The 23013-nt window shown below is 41.5% G+C and carries 21 protein-coding genes; 12 read left to right on the top strand and 9 right to left on the bottom strand.

Features of this window, described 5'->3' with window-relative positions:
* The first annotated feature begins 133 nt into the window (after nucleotides 1-133).
* Together BUA59_RS07835 and hpf are read left to right on the top strand one after the other, a co-directional pair.
* Complete coding sequence (locus tag BUA59_RS07835; RefSeq protein WP_072839161.1) at nucleotides 134-811, top strand: YoaK family protein; 678 nt, start codon at nucleotides 134-136, stop codon at nucleotides 809-811.
* A 322-nt stretch (nucleotides 812-1133) separates the two neighbouring features.
* On the top strand, nucleotides 1134-1526 hold the full coding sequence (gene hpf / locus BUA59_RS07830) for a ribosome hibernation-promoting factor, HPF/YfiA family (protein WP_072839160.1): 393 nt from the start codon (nucleotides 1134-1136) through the stop codon (nucleotides 1524-1526).
* A gap of 199 nt (nucleotides 1527-1725) precedes the next feature.
* On the opposite strand, the gene BUA59_RS07825 is transcribed toward hpf, so the two are convergent.
* A complete protein-coding gene (locus BUA59_RS07825; protein ID WP_072839159.1) occupies nucleotides 1726-4527 on the bottom strand; it encodes a bifunctional aconitate hydratase 2/2-methylisocitrate dehydratase in 2802 nt (933 codons plus the stop codon).
* 400 nt (nucleotides 4528-4927) lie between these two features.
* A complete protein-coding gene (locus BUA59_RS07820) occupies nucleotides 4928-6685 on the bottom strand; it encodes a formylglycine-generating enzyme family protein (RefSeq protein ID WP_072839158.1) in 1758 nt (585 codons plus the stop codon).
* Nucleotides 6686-6773: 88 nt separating this feature from the next.
* Between BUA59_RS07820 and BUA59_RS07815 the strand changes: the two genes are divergently transcribed.
* Nucleotides 6774-7385, top strand: a complete 612-nt coding sequence (locus BUA59_RS07815; protein WP_072839157.1) for a MiaE family protein — start codon at nucleotides 6774-6776, stop codon at nucleotides 7383-7385.
* A 95-nt stretch (nucleotides 7386-7480) separates the two neighbouring features.
* A complete protein-coding gene (locus BUA59_RS07810) occupies nucleotides 7481-7810 on the top strand; it encodes a hypothetical protein (protein WP_072839156.1) in 330 nt (109 codons plus the stop codon).
* 128 nt (nucleotides 7811-7938) lie between these two features.
* Here BUA59_RS07810 and BUA59_RS07805 read toward each other — a convergent pair whose 3' ends face one another.
* The 5 genes from BUA59_RS07805 to queC form a co-directional block, all read right to left on the bottom strand.
* On the bottom strand, nucleotides 7939-9339 hold the full coding sequence (locus tag BUA59_RS07805) for a sodium-dependent transporter (protein ID WP_072839155.1): 1401 nt from the start codon (nucleotides 9337-9339) through the stop codon (nucleotides 7939-7941).
* Between the two features lie 268 nt (nucleotides 9340-9607).
* Nucleotides 9608-10390, bottom strand: coding sequence for a UDP-2,3-diacylglucosamine diphosphatase (locus tag BUA59_RS07800; protein ID WP_072839154.1), 783 nt, complete (start codon nucleotides 10388-10390; stop codon nucleotides 9608-9610).
* Nucleotides 10390-10893 (bottom strand): peptidylprolyl isomerase, encoded by a 504-nt coding sequence (locus BUA59_RS07795; RefSeq protein WP_072839153.1) that lies wholly within the window; start codon nucleotides 10891-10893, stop codon nucleotides 10390-10392. Before BUA59_RS07795 ends, BUA59_RS07800 begins: the two co-directional genes overlap by 1 nt.
* Before the next feature lie 59 nt (nucleotides 10894-10952).
* Nucleotides 10953-11603 carry a 7-carboxy-7-deazaguanine synthase gene (gene queE, locus BUA59_RS07790; RefSeq protein ID WP_072839152.1) on the bottom strand — a complete coding sequence of 217 codons (651 nt, stop codon included), beginning with the start codon at nucleotides 11601-11603 and terminating at the stop codon, nucleotides 10953-10955.
* A 157-nt stretch (nucleotides 11604-11760) separates the two neighbouring features.
* Entirely contained in the window at nucleotides 11761-12420 is a 660-nt protein-coding gene (queC, locus tag BUA59_RS07785; RefSeq protein ID WP_072839151.1) for a 7-cyano-7-deazaguanine synthase QueC, read from the bottom strand.
* A gap of 230 nt (nucleotides 12421-12650) precedes the next feature.
* On the opposite strand from queC, the gene BUA59_RS07780 reads away from it, so the two are divergent.
* From BUA59_RS07780 to cysS, 5 genes are all read left to right on the top strand, one after another.
* Nucleotides 12651-13634 (top strand): bifunctional helix-turn-helix transcriptional regulator/GNAT family N-acetyltransferase, encoded by a 984-nt coding sequence (locus BUA59_RS07780; RefSeq protein ID WP_072839150.1) that lies wholly within the window; start codon nucleotides 12651-12653, stop codon nucleotides 13632-13634.
* On the top strand, nucleotides 13631-14365 hold the full coding sequence (locus BUA59_RS07775; protein ID WP_072839149.1) for an AzlC family ABC transporter permease: 735 nt from the start codon (nucleotides 13631-13633) through the stop codon (nucleotides 14363-14365). Before BUA59_RS07780 ends, BUA59_RS07775 begins: the two co-directional genes overlap by 4 nt.
* A complete protein-coding gene (locus tag BUA59_RS07770; RefSeq protein ID WP_072839148.1) occupies nucleotides 14362-14691 on the top strand; it encodes an AzlD domain-containing protein in 330 nt (109 codons plus the stop codon). Before BUA59_RS07775 ends, BUA59_RS07770 begins: the two co-directional genes overlap by 4 nt.
* A 122-nt stretch (nucleotides 14692-14813) precedes the next feature.
* Nucleotides 14814-16487 (top strand): glutamine--tRNA ligase/YqeY domain fusion protein, encoded by a 1674-nt coding sequence (locus BUA59_RS07765; RefSeq protein WP_072839147.1) that lies wholly within the window; start codon nucleotides 14814-14816, stop codon nucleotides 16485-16487.
* A 4-nt stretch (nucleotides 16488-16491) separates the two neighbouring features.
* Entirely contained in the window at nucleotides 16492-17874 is a 1383-nt protein-coding gene (cysS, locus tag BUA59_RS07760) for a cysteine--tRNA ligase (protein ID WP_072839146.1), read from the top strand.
* A 68-nt stretch (nucleotides 17875-17942) separates the two neighbouring features.
* Here cysS and BUA59_RS07755 read toward each other — a convergent pair whose 3' ends face one another.
* Entirely contained in the window at nucleotides 17943-18383 is a 441-nt protein-coding gene (locus BUA59_RS07755) for a universal stress protein (protein WP_072839145.1), read from the bottom strand.
* Nucleotides 18384-18446: 63 nt separating this feature from the next.
* Here BUA59_RS07755 and BUA59_RS07750 point away from each other — a divergent pair, with 63 nt between their 5' ends.
* Complete coding sequence (locus BUA59_RS07750) at nucleotides 18447-18935, top strand: hypothetical protein (RefSeq protein WP_072839144.1); 489 nt, start codon at nucleotides 18447-18449, stop codon at nucleotides 18933-18935.
* Between the two features lie 40 nt (nucleotides 18936-18975).
* Here BUA59_RS07750 and BUA59_RS07745 read toward each other — a convergent pair whose 3' ends face one another.
* On the bottom strand, nucleotides 18976-19728 hold the full coding sequence (locus tag BUA59_RS07745) for a DNA topoisomerase I (protein ID WP_072839143.1): 753 nt from the start codon (nucleotides 19726-19728) through the stop codon (nucleotides 18976-18978).
* Between the two features lie 190 nt (nucleotides 19729-19918).
* Here BUA59_RS07745 and topA point away from each other — a divergent pair, with 190 nt between their 5' ends.
* A complete protein-coding gene (topA, locus tag BUA59_RS07740; RefSeq protein ID WP_072839142.1) occupies nucleotides 19919-22546 on the top strand; it encodes a type I DNA topoisomerase in 2628 nt (875 codons plus the stop codon).
* Nucleotides 22543-23013 carry a DUF6586 family protein gene (locus tag BUA59_RS07735; RefSeq protein ID WP_072839141.1) on the top strand — a complete coding sequence of 157 codons (471 nt, stop codon included), beginning with the start codon at nucleotides 22543-22545 and terminating at the stop codon, nucleotides 23011-23013. The genes topA and BUA59_RS07735 overlap by 4 nt, the downstream gene beginning before the upstream one ends.

Below are 23013 nucleotides of genomic sequence, written 5' to 3'. Positions count from 1 at the left end.
CAGTCATTCGTGACTGGCGCTTTTTTTTGCTTGCTTGGTTAAGTAGGGCATGATGTTATCAATGAGTGGTATGGCTCCATTTTTTGATAGTAGGATTACGTGGCCAAGACAAATAGAAGCTTTAGGAGGGTGTGTGTTATCAAGATTGCCAAAGTGGGTTGAGTATGGTGCATTTTTGCTTGCTTTGATCGCTGGAAGTGTTAATGCAGTTGCTTTGATAGGTTTTCAGCATCAAGCCGTGTCGCATTTATCGGGTACTGCTACGCTTATTGGTAGTGCTTTGTTAAATCCAATACCGGGGACACTTTTGCATCTAATTGGAATACTGCTAAGCTTCTTATTTGGTTCTGCGCTTTCTGGTTTTATGTTGACGGGAACATCGTTGAAACTAGGTCGCTTATATGATGTCTTATTAATCATTGAGGCCGCACTTTTATTAATTGCCATGTATTTTTTGTTAAACAATCATACCTCTGGTCATTATTTTGCGTCAGCGGCTTGTGGTCTTCAGAATGCTCTTGCAACAACTTATAGTGGTGCTGTGGTACGAACTACCCATTTAACCGGCATCTTTACTGATTTGGGCATTATGCTGGGAGGAGCTTTACAAGGAAAGCCTATGGATAAGCGAAGGGCTTTTTTGCTTCTTATAATAGTGACAGGTTTTATTTTTGGTGGCTCAATAGGGACGTGGTTATTTCATCAATTTAGTTTTTATGCTTTGTCTGTACCGGCTGGATTGTGCGTATTTCTCGCCATTCTTTATCGGTTGTACAGTAGTCGTTTGATGCGAAGTGTTGAGCCAGTTTAGGAACAAAATAAATTTGCTATTTAAACTTTCTATGATGATGCTATAGCCAGTTATAGGGAAAATAAATACATATTTTTATACAATATAGGCTTGAAGTGTTTGCTAGATTTTTAGACTTATGATATTGATATATAAAGTGTTTTAAGAGGGATTTTTTGCGTTTATATGTAAGTTCTTGGCTTTAATCATGATCTTGAGCAAGTATTTACAATATGGGTATTGAAATTTGGGCATACCATCCTTAGATTATAGGTAAGGGCAACAGAGGAGGAACAAGACTTAAGTTAATAAAAAACCTGACCAAAACAGAAGGAAATTCTCTATGTATACATTGAATATTAGCGGTCACCACGTCCAATCTGGTGAAGAAGTTCAAGAAGTAGTAAAAGATAAAATGGATCATTTGGCGCGTATCAATAATCAGATAACCACCATTAATGTGACCTTAAATACAGAGAAGCATGGGACTCATGAATTAATAGTAGAAGCCAGTGTTCATATTCCTGGTCATGACCTTTTTGCAATGGTACAAACAGATAAACAACTTAAACCTGCCCTTGACCTGTTAGTTGGCAAGTTAGAGAAACAGTTAATTAAACATAAAGCGAAGCATGCTGGTCGACAGCACCATATTAACGCTAAGGATGTAGAAAGCCCTGTAGAGCGTCAGTTGCAAGCTGAATTTGATGAGCTTGTTGAGCGCGAAGTTATTTAGTTAACCAAATCTTCTAGGATAAAGCCTCGCTTATGCGGGGCTTTTTTGTTTTTATTAGTCGCTATTTTTGTTGGTTACGGGCTTTATCGTTTAAGGCCAATAAAAAATGCCAGTGTAACCTCCACATATTGCCTGTAAGGCTTTTTGAAGGTTAACACTGGCATTGCATTATATTAACAATATGATCTTACAGTAGAGTTTAGATGTTGTTTACAGGAATAAACTCTACTGGAGCCATTGTCATTGCATCTAGCGGTGGAGCGAAGTCCGTTAGAGTAATGCCATCCACAGCCGCTTTGTATTCTTCCAATGTTGGGAAACGTCCCAATATTGTAGAAAGCACGACTACTGGAGTAGAACCAAGCAAAGACTCACCTTTCTTCTCTTTAGAGTCTGCTACAACACGGCCTTGGAATAATCGAGTAGAGGTGGCAATAACCGTATCACCTGGCTCTGCTTTTTCTTGGTTACCCATGCATAGGTTACAACCAGGGCGTTCTAAGTACATGATGTTTTCGTATTTAGTGCGTGCTTCGCCTTTTGGCTTAGCATCATCAAATTCGAAGCCAGCATATTTTTTCAGAATATCCCAATCACCCTCAGCTTTTAACTCATCAACGATGTTATACGTTGGTGGCGCAACAACTAATGGAACTTTGAATGATACGCTACCGTTTTGTTTTTCAAGGTTACGCAACATTTGGGCGATGATTTGCATATCGCCTTTGTGAACCATGCAAGAGCCAACAAAACCTAGATCAACAGGCTTGTCTTTATAGAAAGAAACTTGGCGAATCACATCGTGAGTATAACGTTTAGACACGTCATCATTGTTGACATCTGGATCGGCAATCATTGGTTCAACAATTTCGTCAAGGTCAACAACGACATCAGCATAGTAATGGGCATTGTTGTCTGGTACTAGGGCAGGTTGTTCGCCTGAAGTTATACCAGCAATACGCTTGTCTGCAAGCTTGATAAGGCCATGTAGAGTTTGTGCTTCATTCTCCATGCCTTTGTCTATCATGATCTGGATGCGTTTTTTAGCTAACTCAAGGGACTGGATAAGAGTCTTATCTTGAGAAATACAGATGGAAGCTTTAGCTTTCATCTCAGCAGTCCAGTCAGTGAAGGTAAAAGCTTGGTCAGCCATAAGAGTGCCGATGTGCACTTCGATTACACGACCTTGGAATACGTTTTCGCCGCCAAACTGTTTAAGCATCTGAGCTTGGGTAGCGTGTACAACGTCACGGAAATCCATGTAGCTCTTCATTTCGCCTTTAAAGGTTACTTTTACAGACTCAGGGATTGGCATAGTTGCTTCGCCTGTAGCAAGAGCCAATGCAACTGTTCCTGAATCGGCACCAAAAGCAACGCCTTTAGACATACGAGTATGAGAGTCACCACCAATGATAATTGCTGTGTCATCAACAGTAATGTCATTCAATACTTTATGAATAACGTCTGTCATTGGAGGATAAACGCCTTTAGGGTCACGGCCAGTTATCAATCCAAACTTGTTCATGAAAGACATAAGTTTTGGAATGTTAGCTTGGGCTTTAGAGTCCCAAACGGACGCAGTGTGACAGCCAGATTGATAAGCACCATCAACGCTTGGAGAAATAACAGTGGCAGCCATAGACTCCAATTCTTGAGCTGTCATTAAGCCAGTCGTATCTTGTGAGCCAACAATGTTTACTTTTACGCGAACATCAGAGCCAGCGTGAAGTGCTTTTTTAGATTTAACACCTACTGCGTTTTTGTTGAAAATTTTCTCAACAGCCGTTAGGCCTTGATTATCGTTTGAGATTTCTTGTGCTGGAGCGTAAACAGTTGGTGTTGGGATGCCTAAAGTTTCTGCTGCAAATGTTTGTAATTTTTTACCAAAAACAACAGCGTAGGAGCTGCCTGCTTTCATAAACTCAACTTGTTGAGGAGTGAAAGCGGAAGAAACATCAACCAACTCTTTATCACCGTTGTAAAGTTTCTTTTCTTTGGTATTGATTGTTAGAACGGTGCCTGTTTCTACTGAGTAGGCTTGTTCAAGAATCGTGTCACCATTGGCATCAAGAACTGGTTTGCCATTGGCATCTACTTTCTTAACCCAGTTTTTAAGGTCTAAACCAATACCGCCAGTAACACCCACAGTTGTCATGAAAATAGGGGAGATACCGTTGGTGCCAGCAACAACTGGAGCAAAGTTAACGAATGGAATGTATGGACTTGCTTGTTGACCAGCCCAAAGTGCGACGTTATTTACACCAGACATACGTGAAGAACCAACACCCATTGTGCCTTTCTCAGCGATAAGCATAACTTTCGCCGTTGGGTGTTTGATTTGTAATTCTTTGATTTCTTGCTGAGCTTCAGGTGTGATCATGCACTTACCATGCAGTTCACGGTCTGAACGAGAATGAGCTTGGTTACCTGGAGATAGTAAATCTGTTGAGATATCGCCTTCAGCTGCAATGTAAGTTACAACTTCAATTTTTTCGCTGATGTCAGGCAGTTTGGTGAAGAACTCTGCTTTGGCATAGCTCTCTAGAATGTCTTTAGCAATGGAGTTGCCTGCTTTATAAGCTGATTCTAGGCGTTCCATATCCGCTTCATATAAGAATACTTGAGTTTTTAACACTTCAGCAGCAGGAGCCGCAATAGCTGTATCATCAGACAATGCAAGGTCAATTAATACTTCAACTGATGGGCCGCCTTTCATGTGAGAAAGTAATTCTAGAGCAAACTCAGGCGAAATTTCTTTTACATTACTTTCACCTAAGATGATTTCTTTCAAAAATTCTGCTTTAACGACGGCAGCGCTTGTTGTGCCAGGCAAAGTATTGTAGATAAAAAAGTCTAGAGATTCTTTACGGTGTTCATGCTCAGAATCTTTGATTTGAACGATGATTTCAGATAATAAATCGCCGCCATCAATTGGTTTAGGATGCAATCCTTGGCTTTTACGATTCTCTATTTCTTGTAAGTACTCTAAATATAAGCTCATTTGCACCTCTGAATAATAATTTACGATAATGTTATGTGCTAATAATGGAATTTAGGTTAACTATATTTGCTCTAAAGAAAATAGTGCGTTTAACCTTATTTCTTCATTCCCTTGACTAGCGGTTTCTATACAGATCGTTTTTGCATCAAGGGGTAGATGCAGGAATTAAACCAAGTACAAGTCTTCCGACCTGTCTACAATATGTTTCTAGCATATTGATTCCCCTTAGTTTTCATTTTCGACTTTACTGATCGTAACGTTAAAAACATTGGCTTGGTTAAAAGCAAAATCAAGTCAATCGACACTCTTATCATTTTTTGATGCGCTTATTTTATAGAAAAAAAGTGCTCAAGACTTACTGTGCGCCATAACAATTTCGAATAGGTGACATTTAGCGGAATTATTCTGATTTAGGTAAGTCATCAGATTGCTGAATAATCCTCACTACCCTAAAACCCCAATTACTGGCTTTTAAATCAGGTTGAGCCCTGTAACGAGTAGAGCTACGACCAACTCTTGGGATATCAAACCAAGACCCACCTCGAAGTACTCTGTTGTCGCACTGATTTGCCAACCAAACTTGGTTATTAGTTGGCGCTCCATCATAAGTATCGTGATAGCAGTCTTCTACCCATTCTGCGACGTTACCGTGCATATCAAATAAGCCTAGTGGATTACTTGCTTGACTGCCAACTGGCGCTGTAGATATGCCATCCCATTGACTTCCACAGCTATCACAAACGCTATAACCTTGCTTAACATTGTCGCCATACCAAAAAGCAGTATTTGAATCTGCTCTGGCGGAGTATTCCCACTCAATTTCTGTAGGCAAGCGGTACTCTGCATTTGTTTCGCTAGAAATCCACGCGGTGTAGGCTTTTGCGTCGTACCAACTAACATTTATAACTGGTCGCTTTCCTCGCCCCCAGCCATTATCAGGAGGGAGCTCTCGGCTAGTAGCTCTTGCAAATTTGTCGTACTGGTCAAAAGTAACTTCATATTTACTGATGTAAAAACCGTTTGGAATATCAACTTCATGAGCTGGCTTTTCATTATCATCACCCATTCTGCTTTGGTCACCCATTATAAAGGTAGCTGGAGGGATTTTTTCAATTCTTGGCGCTGTTCCTCCTGAGATAAGTGGTTCTTCTAGGATTTGTGGCAAGGCTTCGAATGACGTTTCTATTACGACTTCTGGTTGCGCTGCTTTAGGTGTGATAACAACCTTTTCAGTCGATGGCGTCTCAGGCCATAAGACAATCGCAGCAACAAGACTTGTGGCAACAAAAGCGCCAGCACCAATAGTGATGGGAGATAAAGTGCGAATATAGCGTTTAACAGCTCGTTTTGTTGCTGAACTATCGCTAACTTCTGGTTTATAAAGATTGGCTCGAATGATTCGAATTACTTCAGTTAACGATTTTGGACGATGGCGTTCGCTTTCACGACTCCATTTTAGTAATCGGCCCCATGTAGAATCGCTTAAATTAGGGTGGGTGTCTGGAAGACCTGTAGTGAAATCTTTATCAAGGATAGATTCTCCCAATAACGCCGCCATTAAGAGTCGCATAAAAGCAAAGCTATCCGACGCCGGTGTGCGTTGTTGGTCTTTTTTTAGATACTCAGGAGGGAAGAAGCGTACATCCATTTCGCTGCTTTCAATTCGCTTCATCCAGTTATGAGAACCAAATCCTGTCATTAAGCCTAGGCCATTAACCACATGAATCGAATTTAAATCCAAATGGCCATGGAAGAGGCCGTTTCGGTGAACTTGATCCAATGCTTTGGCGATGTTGTCGAATAAACTAATGACAACATTAAGAGGCGCTCCGTCAGGGTATTTACCTAAAAAACTGTAGAGGTTTTCGCCACCACAGACAGCAGAGCATGAAAACACCCACAAATTAGAATAAAACGGAGGATAATTTGGAGTGATGGCAGGGTGTTTTACACTGGCGTATTTCCTAGAGTTTTGTAAGAAGTCTTCAACCTTGCCTTTGCTGGATTGAAAGAAGCGCAGGACAAAAGGGCGTCCACCTTGATCTGCAACCCAAGTGGTTTTATGGCTATCCATAGGGTAATTTAAAACATACGGATCTAGCTCGACGCCAACATGTTGGCCAATTTTTAGTTTTGTAGGATCATAAAAATCATTCATTACGAATTTGATATCCAAATCAAGACGTTGCTGCCTAAGTGCTTAATACAGGGTATAATCACGTTTTTTAACATAAAAAGGTAGAGTAATGTTATCAGCGTACCCAGAGCTTGTTGAATTTCTTCCCTGTAAATCTCCTGAGGCATGGGTAAATTGGGCTCTTGAGAATCAAACTCTGCTATTAAATGATCATGCTCACTGTGAAAAAAAAGCAGCTTCAACGGCTATGAGTCTAATGTATCGCTATGTTGATCGTGATAATTTGCTTCATAAAATGTCTCGCTTGGCTCGTGAAGAGCTATTGCATTTCGAGCAAGTTCATAAAATCATGCGAAAACGTGACGTCGCCTACGATCATTTGTCGGCTTCACGCTATGCTGATGGTCTACGAAAACATATTCGAACCCATGAACCTGCGCGTTTAGTTGATACCATGATTATTGGCGCTTTTGTTGAGGCACGTTCTTGTGAGCGTTTTGCTGCCTTAGCTCCGCATCTAGATGATGAGTTGTCGAAGTTCTATATTTCATTACTAAAATCAGAAGCAAGACACTTTGAAGATTACCTTGAGCTTGCAAAAGAATATTCAAACGAACCAATTGATGATCGCGTGGCTTTTTTCCGTGATTTAGAAGAAAAGCTTATTACTGAACCTGATGAAGAGTTCCGTATGCACAGTGGGCCACCAAGCCTGATGTAAGTTACAAAATGCCACAATCTACTTACGCATCTTAATGGTGACTTTTAGGCTGGATGCTACACTCATATTATCAGTCAGAGCTTCTGGAGAATATAATGGGCATACATAAGAGCGAAACCCTGCCAGATGTCACGTATTGGCTTGCATTGGAAATTGCGAAAGTAGACCCTGTGGTGGACTTGGATGTGATGTATAAAGGCTCTCTGGAGCTAGATTTTTTGTACCAACTACTTACTTGCAAAGTGCAACAACATTGGTGGCAAGTGTATGGTATTCAATTAAGTCCAGTAATTGTAAATAACGCCTTTTTTCGTGCTGTGGCTATGCTGCATAACCGTAACATAGAATTTTCTAGGTCTAGAAATGCAGATGAGACGGTTTGGGTGAGAGAGTTGTTATCGAGGGGGAGTCAGAAGCCACGGTAACATAAACTAGGGGTATTCTGAGATATGATAGACAAATCATTTAAAACAGTAAATTTACATCCTAGCATAATCAATTAAGCCCAAGACCAACTGGCAATTCGGTCTTGGGCTTAATTTTTTTGGCAACCTTAGAAATTAACAATACCTAATACGTTCAGGAATACAATAATAATAGCCAACGGCGTAATGTAGCGCATGGTAAATAACCAGAGTTGATGCATGATGGCAGAGCTTAAGCCTAGCTCATCTTGCATGACTGTTTTCTTCAATATCCAGCCACTAAAAATAGCCATCAATAAGCCACCAAGGGGCATAAGCCAGCTGGAGGTTAGATAATCAAGCATGTCAAAGAATGTTTTCCCGAATAGTGTCCATTCGGAGCCGATATTGAGAGAGGCCACGACACCTAAGCCACCAAGCCAAAGCAATGAACCTGCTAACATGCAAGCTTTAAAACGTGTCATTTTAAATTTTTCGGTTAGCCAAGAAATAGTTGGCTCAAGCATTGAGATAGCTGATGTCAAAGCCGCAACCGCTAGCAATAAGAAAAACAAAGTGCCAAATGTACTGCCAAAAGGCATTTGACCAAAGGCAATAGGTAGGGTTACGAAGATCAGTCCCGGTCCAGCACCCGGTTCCAAACCATTTGCAAAGACAAGCGGGAAGATGGCGAGACCTGCAGCCAGTGCAACAACCGTGTCCATGATCGCTATTATCATGGTAGTTTTGCCAATCGAGACATTTTCAGGTAGGTATGAGCCGTAAGTCATAATGGCGCCTGACGCTAGACTTAGAGTAAAAAAGGCGTGACCGAGCGCGACTAAGAACCCTGTCCCAGTCATTTTGCTAAAATCTGCTTTGAACAAAAAGCTAACACCTTCCATAAAGTGTCCGCTGGTCATTGCGTACCCTACTAGAATCAGTAACAAAATTAGCAAGCCCGGCATTAATAAATTAATTGCTTTTTCAAGTCCACCATGTAGGCCGCGTAAAACAATGCCCATAGTTAAGCCCAAAACAACAGTCATCCAGATGGTTAGAGCAATAGGGTCCGCCAACATGCCGCCAAACATGGAGCCAATCGTGTCTCCATTTTCTCCGACAAAGCTTCCGGAAGCTGCTTTCGGGACGTACGCGAATGCCCAGCCAGCCACAACCGTGTAAAACATAAGGATCATAAAGCCACACAACAATGCCATGACCCCGATGATTTTCCAGAAAGGATGCGCACCCGCTTCTCGTACTAATGTAGCAATACCTTGGGCTGGGTTGTGTCGACCGCGTCGGCCTAAAGCGATTTCAGCCATCATAACGGGGATGCCAATTATCAGAATACAGCCTAGATAAACTAGTACGAATGCACCACCACCATGCTCGCCGGTTATGTAAGGAAATTTCCATATGTTGCCTAAGCCAACAGCTGAACCGACGGCGGCAAGAATGAATGCCATTCGAGTTGACCATTGAACACGAGTAGGTGACGATTTAGTAGAGCCAGAATATCCAGCCGAGGAATAGTTATCAGACATGAAGGTTGTACCTTTGTATTTATTTTTATGGTAGTGCTCAACATGGTAAGTTGGGCGTACGAATTAGATACCAGACCGCTCTTTCGGATCACGAAAAAGAATATAGTAAGGCAGAATATTCTCTATTTTTTGATACACGGTCAAGTCTGATAGGATTTTTTTTGTATCGTAATAGGTGGGTTATTGATTATTTCACACTATAGTTCGTGGGGAGAAAACGCTTCAGCCTGTGATAACCAGAGGTGAAGCGTAGTTTTGATGCAGAGTGCTAACAAATAAGTAAAGTTTTACGATGAACTTCTTGCAGTCCAGCAAGCCCATTTTGGTTAAAATCCTCTACCAATGATTTTGATTGAGAATAAATACCGTCCTTAATGCTTGCTAGCCAGACAAAGGTATCCCAATCGCCTAATACGCAGCGCAAATTGCGATCACCTTTATGAACGTCTGGTCTATGCGTGTGACCATGAATCACGCTTTTGCAGTTATGTTGAGACAAAGAGTCTTCAACAGCTGATGGCGTGACATCCATGATTGCCATGGATTTTTCTGTCGCCATGGATTTACTGTCATTGCGAAGTTGAGCTGCTAGCGAGATACGTTGCTCAAGTGGCATAGCGAGAATGTGTTCTTGCCATGCGCTAGAACGTACCGTTTTTCTGAACGCTTGATACTCAGTATCTTCTATGCAGTATTCGTCACCATGTGTTAGTAGTACCGTACAGCTTTCAAGAGGTAATTTGGTTTGCTCATGAATGAGTTTAGCACCTACACGGTTAATCCAATCGCTACCAATCAAGAAATCTCGGTTGCCATGCAAAAAATACAAAGCGATTCCTGACTGAGATATGTCTGCCAAGGCATTTTCTATTTGAGTATTCCAATCTGCCTGATAATCGTCACCGATCCAAGCTTCGTAGAAGTCACCTAAAATATAGAGTTCGGCCTTTTCATCGCGTGAAATAAGTTCTTTGCTCATTCGTATAAACGCTCGGATAAGATCCGGGCGTTTATCACTTAGATGTAAATCTGAAATAAAATAACGAATCATTAGCCTTCGCTTTTTACTAATTCAGCACTTTCAATGATAACGTCTTCTGCAGGAACATCTTGGTGTCCAGACTTCATTGTTGTTTTCACTTCTTTGATTTTGTTTACTACGTCCATACCTGCAGTAACTTTACCAAATACTGCGTAACCCCAACCATCTGGAGTTTTGCTGCGGTGATTTAAGAAGCTGTTGTCTGCAACGTTGATGAAAAACTGCGCAGAAGCTGAATGTGGGTCCATGGTGCGAGCCATCGCCAATGTGCCGATTTCATTTTTTAGGCCATTGTCCGCTTCATTTTCAATCGCTGTACGTGATTCTTTTTGTGTCATGCCTGGTTCAAAACCACCACCTTGAACCATGAAGCCATTAATTACACGGTGGAAAATAACACCATCGTAAAAACCTGAGGTTACATAGTCTTCAAAGTTTTTCGCAGATTTTGGCGCTTTTTCGTAATCTAGTTCAACGTGAATGTCACCGTGGTTTGTATGTAGAATGATCATTTAAGATTCCTTGTATGGTTAATATAACAATGTGGTAATAAGTAAATCGTATTCAATGCTTAATCGATATTGAGCATTTTATGTGTTTGTAAGCTAAGACGCCACCGCGGATGCGATAAACAATAGTGTAAAGTGGCTTGTTGCGTATCAAGGAGTGGGATTTGATCCGTTGTTAGGTGGCTTTGATCCATGGGCTGTAAATAAAAATGTGAAAAATCCAGTGTTTCAAAGTAATCTGGCGATATATGTGATTGCGGATAAACCAACTTGAGTTCGTCTCCTTTGGTTACAACCAAAGGTTTAGCTGTTTTAGGGCTAACACATATCCAATCAATCCCATCGGGTAATGCCATTGTTCCATTCGTTTCAATCGCTATGGTATATCCATGCTGTTTCATTTCAACGATGAGCTCATCGTCTAGCTGAAGAGCGGGTTCGCCGCCAGTAAAAACAACGTATTTATGTCCTTGACCGCCAGGCCAAAGCACATCTATATGGGTGCGTAATTGTTCGGCGGTTTTAAATTTTCCGCCATGTTGCCCATTTGTGCCGATAAAATCAGTATCACAAAATTGGCATTCAGATGTGGCGCGCGTTTTTTCTGAACCAGACCACAAATTGCAGCCGGTAAAACGGCAAAATAGAGCAGGGCGACCAGCATGAGCGCCTTCGCCTTGTAATGAATAAAAGGCTTCTTTAATAGAATACATTTGGTTACACCTATTACATCTCGAAAACAGTCGAGGTAAGGGTTATAACTTTAGTTGATAATTTAATGACTAAAATTGGACATTTGTGGAACAAAAACCAATCATCACTAAAACAAACACACTAAAATCAGAATAAGTAATTTGTTTAACTCGGTGGTTAAACTTCGTAATCCAATGGATCTGTTTTACCTTGTTCAGCAAACGCTTCTAGGCGTTCGTAGCAGGCACCGCATTTGCCACAAGACTTTTCACGGCCATTGTAACAAGTCCATGTATTGGCATAGTCGAGATCCATTTTCAATCCTGTTTTTAAAATTTCGCCCTTTGATGAATGTAAAAACGGAGTGACGATTTCTACAGACTGGTAGTTGGCAATTTTAGATACCGCGTTCATGGCTTCCACAAACTCTGGACGGCAATCCGGGTAAATATGATGATCGCCAGAATGAGCACCGTAATAGACTTTGCCAGCTTCTAACGAAACAGCATAAGCAATTGCCATTGAAAGCAAAACCATGTTGCGATTTGGCACTACGGTAGACTTCATGTTGTCGTCTTCATAATGGCCTTCTGGAATTTCAGCATCACCAGTTAACGATGAGTTTGCCATTAAACTATTAATTGCGGTGATATCGACAATTTTATGAGAAACGCCTAATTCACGACAGACTCGTGCGGCAACTTCTAGCTCTTTGCTGTGCTTTTGTCCGTAGTTAAAAGATAAAGCATAAACATCCAGTCCGTTTTGAATTGCTGCATTCAGAACAGTAAAAGAATCCATTCCTCCTGAATACACAACGACGGCTTTTTCAGACATCTTTTGGTTCCTCAAAATAGGCCTTATTTGTTACTGCAAAAAATAACAGTAACTAGGCGAGGGTTGATAAAGCGCGGAGTATAGCAGACAGGCAATCACACAAACTAGAAATCTAAGAGGAAACAGGGCTTGTAACGGCTGGAACTTTGCGATATTTTTATATCCGTAACTGGTTACCTATTTTTGGGCGACCTTACTCTATTGTAAAAAATTTATATGTTGGAAACTTCATGGAACAGTTCGGAGTACTGACACTAGGTAGTCGATTAAAGCGATTAAGTGATCATTTGTTTATTCAGGTGCAAGAAATTTATTCCCAGTGCGATATACCTATTTCGGCAACCTATTTTCCTATTCTTAGGTTGTTGCAGAAAACGGGAAGTCTATCTGTGATGGAAATTGCTGACCGTTTGCATCTAAGTCACCCTGCGGTGAGCAAGCAAACTACTAAGATGATCAAAGAAGCGCTGTTAGAGAAAACAGTGGATGAGCAAGATCAGCGAAGATCTTCCTTGCACCTTTCTGAGTTTGGCTTAAATGCTATGCAGCGCGTGGAGCCTGTCTTACAAGAAATGAAAGTTGTCCTTGAAAAAATGACGGCTTTTTCTAGTGATAATTTTATGAACGGCCTGTCTTATTTGGAGTCGCAGGTTTTAGGTGGAAGCTTAGCGGATAAAGTGCTAGACCGCTTAGAACCTATTCAAATTGTATCGCTAGAAAGTCAGCATGATAAAGCGTTTTATGATCTAAATATGGCTTGGCTTGAGCGATATTTTCCAGATCAGATCGCCGAGAAGGATCGAATCGTGTTGAGTAATCCGCAAGAAGAAGTTATTGAAAAAGGTGGTGTGGTTTGGGTGGCGATTCGCAAAAGAAAATCGGTAGATTCTGTCGTTGGAACCATTGCTTTTGCTCCTCTGAATGACAGTGCTTTGGATAATAAAAGAGGTGAAGTATTTAAATTGTCGGTTGCTGAGCACGCTCAAGGAAAAGGGATTGCTCAACGTTTGCTGTCTACTGCTATTGATTTTGCTACTCAAGGCGGCTTTTCTGTGTTGTCGCTAGAAACAGCGTCGTGCCTAAAATTGGCAAGGCGTCTCTATGATAAAAATGGTTTTGTTGAGAAGTCGTTTCCTAATCCTTCTTTGTACGCAAGAGCGGATGTTTATATGGAAAAATCATTAATATTAAAAACGCCTCGAGATCCTTCATGAATACAATGCAACATATGCGTCGAGGCGCTGTAGCCTCCATACCTATGATTATTGGCGGCATTCCTTTTGGTTTGCTTTTTGGCTCGTTAGCATCGAGTTATGGGTTGAGTCCTTGGTTTGCTGTAGCTATGTCGGCTTTTGTTTTTGCGGGCTCAGCGCAATTTGTTGCACTTGGACTAATTGCACTACACGCACCTTTTTGGGTAATTGTTTCGACCACCTTTATTGTTAATCTTCGTCATCTTTTATACGCCGCGGATTTGGTCAGATTTGTGAAGCATCTGCCAATGCCAATGCGAATTATTATGGGCTTTGGGTTGATTGATGAAACTTATGCTGCCGTTCGACCAATGTATGAAGTGGGAGCGGCCGATGAAAAAAACGGACACAAAGTATATCTCGGTTCTTTTCTCTCGTTTTATGTAATGTGGAATGTGACTACCATTTTAGGTGTGTTGTCTGGAGAGCTAATTCCCAGTATGAGCGAATGGGGACTGGAATTTGCTATGGTGGCAACCTTTATTGGCATCATTACGCCATATTTAAAATATAAAGCATTTTGGTTGTGTTTATTAAGTGCAGGTGCATCTTCAATCATATTATCTGGTTTGCCAAATAATTTAGGATTGTTGGTCTCTGCAGTAATTGGTGTGGTGATGGGGTATGTGGTGGATTCTACTAATAAAACAATCTCGGACTCAGATGAGAATATGCAAGAGGTGAGCAAATGACTTTATGGCAAGGGTCTCTCATAATTCTTGGTATGTTTGCTGTTACTTTTGGTGTGCGGTTTGTTTTGTTCGCGCGAGCGGATAAAGTTGTTATGCCTGCTTTTATCGAAAAAGCGTTAAAGTTTGTTCCAGTTGCGGTTTTGACCGCCATCATTACGCCGATGATTTTGATGCCGAATAAGCACGTGGATTTCTCGTCATCTAATCCTTGGTTACTTGGTGCGTTGGCGGCTTTTGTTGTGGGTATTTGGCGTCAGCAACAGCTGCTGACTATTTTAGTGGGCGTTTTGGTTTTCTTTGCGGCGAAATACGGATTTTCTTTATAAAAAAAGAGAAAAAGGCAGAAAAGATTTTCTGCTCAATATCCCATGCAAACCTAAATACTATATACTTGTCGGTCGAAGTAACAATATTGTTAGACCAACACTTATCGGGACTTACATCAAACATGTCAGAAACGTCTAAACCAGGTAATTTCATTACCCAAATCATTGATAAAGATAACGAATCAGGCAAGCATGGCGGTAAGGTTCTTACTCGCTTTCCACCTGAACCAAATGGCTACTTACACATTGGCCATGCTAAATCTATTTGCCTTAATTTTGGCTTAGCGCAGCGTTACAATGGTCAATGTAATCTACGTTTCGATGACACTAACCCAGAGAAGGAAAGTGTTGAATACATTGAATCTATTAAACGCGATGTTGAGTGGCTTGGTTTTGAATGGAAAGGCGAACCTAAGTTTGCTTCAGACTATTTTGATCAGTTATTTGATTTTGCTGTGCAGCTTATTCAGGCAGGCAAAGCTTATGCTTGTGAGCTTAATGCTGAGCAAATGCGCGAATACCGTGGCACCTTAAAAGAACCAGGTAAAAACAGCCCATTCCGTGATCGTACCGTTGAAGAAAATATGGCCATCTTTATGGACATGAAAAACGGTAAGTACAAAGACGGCGAAGTTGTTTTGCGTGCCAAGATTGATATGGCAAGCCCAAACATCAATATGCGTGATCCGATCATTTATCGAGTTCGCCATGTACACCATCACCAAACGGGTGACAAATGGTGTGTCTACCCAATGTACGACTTTACTCATTGTTTGTCCGATGCACTGGAAAATATTACGCATTCTGTATGTACGTTGGAATTTCAAGATCATCGTCCATTGTACGATTGGGTTCTAGAGACATTAAATACGGCTCATCCGCAGCAAATTGAATTCGCGCGTTTGAACTTGAACTACACGGTAACAAGTAAGCGTAAGTTGAAGTTACTGGTAGACGAAAAACATGTTCATGGTTGGGATGATCCTCGTATGCCAACGATTTCTGGTTTGCGCCGTCGTGGTTATACGTCACTGTCTATCCGCAACTTCTGTGAACGCATTGGTGTAACCAAGTCTGACAGCGTTGTAGATGTTGGCATGCTCGAACATGCTATTCGTGAAGATCTGGATGCGAGCGCAAATCGAGTCATGGTCGTTTTAAATCCAATTAAGGTGACCTTGACCAACTATCCAGCAGACAAAGAAGAAATCTTCACCGTAGGTAATCACCCGAAAAGCGAAGAAGCGGGTACTCGCGAAGTGCCGTTTAGCAAAGATCTATACATAGACGCTGCTGATTTTGCTGAAGTGCCACCTCGTAAATGGAAACGTTTGACACTGGATGGTGCTGTTCGTCTTCGTGGCGGTTACGTCATTACTTGTGATGAAGCGATCAAAAACGAAGCGGGCGAAGTGGTTGAACTACTTTGTCGCTATGATGAAAACACTCTTGGTGTGAATCCTGAAGATTACAAACCAAAAGGTGTGATTCATTGGGTGAGCGCAAAACATGCAGTAGATGCAACAGTTAATCTTTATGATCGCTTATTCGTAAACGAAGCACCTGATGCAAATTATGAAGATAAGAACTTCTTAGACTTTATTAATCCAGAGTCTTTGACGGTATTAACAAATGCTAAAGTTGAGCCATCTTTGTTGACGTCTGACAAAGGTCAAGGCTTCCAGTTTGAGCGTGAAGGGTATTTTTGTCGCGATCTGAAAGAAGACGGTATGGTATTTAACCGTACTGTGACATTACGTGACTCTTGGGCGAAAATCGAAGCAAAAGGAAATTAAGCGCATGTTGAAGATTTACAACACCCTAAGCGGGAAGAAAGAAATTTTCAAACCAATTGAAGAGGGCAAAGTGGGGATGTATGTCTGTGGTAACACGGTATACGACTTCTGTCACATTGGTCATGCTCGCGCGATGATCTCCTTTGATATTATTTCGCGTTTTATTCGTCATCTTGGCTATGAGCTGAATTACGTTCGCAATATTACTGATGTTGACGACAAAATTATTAAGCGTGCAGAAGAAAATAACGAATCAACTCAGTCGTTGACTGAGCGCATGATTGCTGCGCAGCGCGAAGATGAACTGCGTCTTGGCAATAAAATGCCAGATCGTGAGCCAAAGGCGACTGAGTTTATGCAAGAAATTATCGATATGGTGCAAATCCTTATTGATAAAGGTTTTGCTTATCAGGGCACTTCTGGCGACGTTTATTATCGAGCCACTAAATTCAAAGATTACGGCAAATTAAATAACCGTAAGCTTGAAGATATGTTGGCTGGTGCGCGTATTGATGTTGAGGTGGCAAAAGAGCATCCAGCGGATTTCGTTTTGTGGAAACAAGCGAAAGCTGGCGAAGTGTCTTGGTCTTCTCCTTGGGGTGATGGTCGTCCTGGTTGGCATATTGAATGTTCTGCTATGTCGACTAATTGTCTTGGTAGTCATTTTGATATTCATGGTGGTGGGCCTGATCTTAAGTTCCCTCATCACGAAAACGAAATTGCTCAATCAGAGGCGGCGACAGGCAAAGACTATGTGAACTATTGGATGCACTGTGGTGCAGTTCGTGTTAACAACGAAAAAATGTCCAAGTCTTTGGGTAATTTTTTCACCGTGCGCGATGTATTGGCCAAGTTTAATCCTGAGGTGGTTCGCTACCTGATGGTTTCAAGCCAATATCGCAGTGCGATTGATTACTCAGATCAAAGTTTGCTAGAGGCTAAGGTTGCTTTAGAGCGCCTTTACACTGCTTTACGTCAACAGCAGGTTGCTGAGTCATTCGAGCCAACCGTCTTTACTGAGCGCTTTGAAGAGGCCATGAAAGATGACTTTAACACTGCAGTCGCTGTTTCTGTGTTGTTTGAGCTAGTTCGTGAGCTAAATAAAGCAAAAACAGAAGATGCAGATAAGGCCTTGGTGCTGGCTGCGGAGTTACGCTCTTTGGCAGAATTGCTTGGGTTGTTGTATCAAGATCCAGAGTACTTTTTGCAAAACAGCACTGTGTCTGAAGGATTAGATGAGGTGGCAATACAGGCTTTAATCGACGAAAGAACTCAAGCTCGCAAAGACAAAAACTTTGCTCGTAGTGATGAAATTCGTGATGAACTGGCTAGTCAAGGAATTGAACTTCTCGATAGCAGAGAAGGGACGACTTGGACCAGAAGTTAAAGTAGTAAATTGAGAATAATAAAAAGGCGATGTAATCCATCGCCTTTTTATTATATGACTAATTGTTGCTAGTCTTTGTCTTTTACCACTTTAACTGCTAATACGTCACAAGGTGCGCCATGAAGAACGCCATTTGCTGTGGATCCTAATAATAGAGCAAGACCATGACGACCATGACTTCCTACAACAATAAGATCGACTCGTTTTTCTTCAGCAATACGGTGTATTTCGCTTTCTATGCCGCCTTGTGAAATGCAGCTTTCTTGAACTGGAACGTCCAATTGGGCTTCAAGGATGGCAATGCGCTCTTTAGCAGTTTCTTGTAATTGTGCTTGAATATCTGTGATATCGATTGGTACATCACCACCATAGGCGTAATTGAGTGATTCAATAACATGGAGTATGGTAAGTTCCGCACCCGTTGCTTTGCATAGCGCGACGGCTTTATTAGCTACTTTAATACTTTCATCAGTTAGGTCAACAGCGAGTAAAATTCTGCTATACATCATAGAACACCTCCAAATTTGGCTCGATTAATTTATTTTAGTTTAAAACTAGAGAGACATTAAAATATGACCGCTCTTATTGTTATTTTTATTACACTATCATTAATGGGGTCGGCGTTATGGATTATGCCTCCTAAAAAAGAGCGTCAACGCATGGCTTTACGCATGCATGCTCGAAAACTTGGTCTTACTGTTCAGCTTACATCAATTGACCTTCCTGACAAGTGGGATAAATCAATGAATCGGCAAAAAACGATTGCCTATTCTTTTTATCGGCTGAAGCCTGTAACTTCATTGCCTGATTGTATTTGGCTGCTACCTTATGAAGTATGGAAATATAATGCCCTGCTTAGTGGGTGGTGGTCTAGTGAATTATTTGCACTGACTGCTGATGCCCAAAAAGTATTAGAAAAATACGGAGCATTGCTTGTAGGGGTAAAAATCACACCTGAGTGTGTGTCATTGTATTGGAATGAGGCTGGTGATGAGTCGGTTTTGGATGAGTTGGCTACACTGGTGTTTTCATTGGCTGAAGTAAAAAGCGTCCCTAATTAGAAATAAGAGTGACGCTTATTATGGTGTTAATAATATTGAATTAAGAATTCTTAGGTATTTCTAGGTTGTGAAGGAGTTCACTCAATACTTCTTCTGGGTTATCACTGGCTTTCATCGCTTCAATTTTAGGTGACAGTATCTGTTTCATTCGGTCTGTTACGAAGTTTTTGAGGGTGTTTTTTTCTGGGCGCTCTGTGGCATCGGATTTAATGTGCGACAAAATTACCCCATAAAGAGTTTGTGCTACGCGCATATCTCCACCAGCAAAGTTTTTATTTGCTTGAACCATTTGGCGATTTAATTGAATCCACAAGTTAAGCCAGCGCAGATATTCGTAGCAGGCTTGATAATGCGTATTACTAATACGTCCTTTTCGGCGTAAATAAAGCAACATTTTGGCAAGTTTGGTAAGGCGCTCTTTGTAGTTGCTTTTTTCTTGGAAGCTAAAAGGTTCAGGTTCTGGATTGAATGGAACGGGGTCGTTATTTCTGCCTTCTTCGGCGGTTGCAATGCGAACTTCAATCTTTTCGGGATCATCGGAATATTGCAGAAGCTCTCGAAGTGTGTCTAGATAGAAATCATAAAGCACATCGGTGGCAATGGTATCGGTATTAATATCTTTTAAACCGCGGATATGTTGTTCAACACGATCCGCGCGATTTGATAGTTGCAATTGTTTTACACGTCTTTGAGTGATTTCTTTTTCTTTTTGATGTGCTCTTGATCCAATGACCACAGATAAAAGTACAATAATGATCAAAAATGCAATTGTTAATATTTGGAGGGTAGCCATGATTGTCCTTAAGCAACGAATTCAGTATGTTAAATAAGAAATACTAAGTTCAGCAAGATATAATGTGTGAAACAATACAGGGATCGCTTGTCATATAAAAGGTGTTTGCTTAATATCAGCGCCCCTAGAGATTAAACTTCGTGCAACGTGGATTTGCAGACCTACTTTATTAAAAGGCTTACACAGTTCAATGGGAAAATCACTGGTTATCGTGGAATCGCCTGCTAAGGCGAAAACCATCAACAAATACCTGGGCAACGACTTTATTGTCAAATCTAGTGTCGGGCACATACGTGACCTGCCTTCAGGTACAACTGCCACCTCTACGCCTCAAGAGCGTGCAAAGCAGGCTGCTTTGACGCGTAAAATGAGTCCGGAAGAAAAACTTGAGTATAAAAGTAGCAAATCACGTCAGCAGTTGATTTCTAGAATGGGGGTTGATCCAGAGAGTAACTGGAAAGCTCACTATGAAATTCTGCCAGGTAAAGAAAAAGTTGTCGATGAGCTAAAACGTTTGGCAAAAAATGCTGACACCATCTATCTCGCAACCGATTTGGATAGAGAGGGAGAAGCAATTGCTTGGCATCTTCGTGAAGCTATTGGTGGTGATGATAGTCGCTATAAGCGTGTGGTATTTAACGAGATTACAAAAAAAGCCATTAAAGCTGCGTTTGAAACGCCATCTGAATTAGACATGGATCGTGTAAACGCTCAACAAGCTCGTCGTTTCTTGGACCGAGTAGTTGGCTTTATGGTGTCACCTTTGCTTTGGTCGAAAGTAGCGAGAGGTTTATCTGCTGGGCGAGTTCAGTCCGTTGCAGTTCGCTTAATCGTTGAACGTGAAAAAGAAATCCGTGCTTTCATTCCTGATGAGTTCTGGGAATTAGATGCAATGCTTGCGACGCCATCGAAAGAAGTCATTAAATTCGAGGCTGCAAAATACCAAGACAAAGAATATCGTCCAGTTAACAAGGCGCAATCTGATGAGCATGTTGCTCGCTTAAATGATGCGAAATACCTTGTTAGTAGTCGAGAAGATAAGCCGACAAGCAGCAAGCCATCTGCGCCGTTCATCACTTCTACGTTACAGCAGGCGGCAAGTACTCGTTTAGGCTATGGTGTTAAGAAGACCATGATGCTAGCACAGCGCTTGTATGAAGGCGGTTATATCACTTACATGCGTACTGACTCGACCAATTTGAGTGTTGACGCGGTTGAGGCATTAAGAGGGTATATTCTTTCCAGCTTTGGCGAGGCTTATTTGCCTGCTGATCCGATACGTTACAGCAGTAAAGAAGGTGCTCAAGAGGCGCATGAAGCGATTCGACCTTCTGATGTTACCGTACGTGTTGATGACTTGCTAGGCATGGAGAAAGATGCACATCGTTTGTATGATTTGATTCGCAGCCAATTCATGGCGTGTCAAATGACGCCAGCAGAATACACGTCAACGACCATAACTGTTACCAGTGGTGAATACGAGTTTAAAGCTAAAGGGCGTATTTTGCGCTTTGATGGTTATACTCGCGCTATGCAGACGGTTGCTAAAAAAGGCGAAGATAATATTTTGCCTGACGTAGGTCAGGGTGAATATTTGGCTCTTAAAGAATTATTGCCTGAGCAACATTTTACTAAACCTGTTGCGCGTTTTAGCGAAGCAAGTTTGGTTAAAGAGCTTGAGAAGCGTGGAATCGGTCGTCCATCAACTTACGCATCTATCATTTCTACGATTCAAGATCGTGGGTATGTACGTGTTGAAAACCGTCGTTTTTACGCGGAAAAAATGGGTGATATCGTTACTGAACGTTTGGTTGATAGCTTTAATTCTTTGATGAATTTCAGTTTTACGGCCCAAATGGAAGAACAACTAGACGAAATTGCACAAGGTAATAAAGATTGGATTAAAACGCTTAATGCGTTTTATAAAGATTTTAGCTCGGTGTTAGCTAAGGCAGAATCGCCAGATGGCGGTATGATGCTGAATGAGCCAACACCGACCGATATTGAATGTCCAACTTGTTCTCGCCCGATGCAGATCCGTACTGCCAGCACAGGCGTATTTATGTCTTGTTCTGGGTATGCTTTGCCTCCCAAAGAGCGTTGTAAAGCGACTATTAATCTTATCCGTGGCGACGAAGCCATTGCTGTAGATGATGAAGAGGGTGAATCTAAAGCGCTTATCAATAAGCATCGCTGCAAGATTTGTGGATCGGCCATGGACAGTTATTTAATGGATGAGCATCGCAAGCTTCATGTTTGTGGTAATAATCCGGCTTGTTCTGGTTACGAAGTGGAAACTGGAGTCTTTAAAATTAAAGGCTATGACGGCCCGACACTTGAATGCGATAAGTGCGGATCAGAGATGCAGCTTAAAACCGGTCGTTTTGGTAAATACTTTGGCTGTACTAATGATGAATGCAAAAACACTCGTAAGTTATTAAAGAGTGGTGAAGCTGCGCCACCAAAGATGGATCCAGTACCGATGCCAGATCTCGCTTGTCAAAAAGTAGAAGATCACTATGTGCTTCGTGACGGCGCAACGGGTTTATTCTTGGCGGCAAGTCAATTCCCACGCAAGCGTGAAACTCGTGCCCCATTGGTTGAAGAATTGCTTCCATATATGGATCAAATAGATCCTAAATATCACTTTTTTGCAAAAGCGCCTAAAAAAGATTCTGAAGGTCGCCCAGCCATTATTCGATATAGCCGCAAGACGAAAGAGCAATATGTCATGACGGAAGAGGAAGGTAAGCCAACAGGCTGGAAAGCATTTTATGTCGGCTCTAAATGGGTGATTGAGGAAGGTAAGAAAAAATGAGTGGTGCCAGTTTAGCTAGCTTAACCAATCAAAAACTAGACACGGCAAGACGCTTTATTAAGCAGAGCCAAGATAGTGATGAAGCGTGGCTAAGGGTCGGGCTGGAAAGCTCGGCTATTTTTCAGTTAAGAAGTGCTCTTAATGGTCTGCTAAAAGAAGTGAATGCAGCGTATTCGTTATCTGGATCTCTGGATGTTGCTAAACTATTAGCTGAGTCAGAAGATAAGCAGATTGTTGTTCCTGTGCTGGCGGAGCTCGCTGATTTGTTGTCACGTACTGATTCTTGGTGCTTTCAATTGAACCAGGCATATTTGGTTCAGTTTGAATGTCGTACCTCTATGTCGTCAGTAGTTCAAAGTGATAGTCTAATTGGCCGTGGAAGTGACGCTGGCGCGTCCGTGAGTTTTTATTTGGCCAAGTTGGTCGAATTGGTGTTACGTTTTAGAGAAGAGTCATCAGAGTATTGA

It is taken from the genome of Marinomonas polaris DSM 16579, from assembly GCF_900129155.1.
GTDB classification, from domain to species: Bacteria; Pseudomonadota; Gammaproteobacteria; order Pseudomonadales; family Marinomonadaceae; genus Marinomonas; species Marinomonas polaris.
The sequence above is the reverse complement of the archived record's forward strand: the minus strand, read 5'-3'. Positions and strand labels throughout refer to the sequence as shown.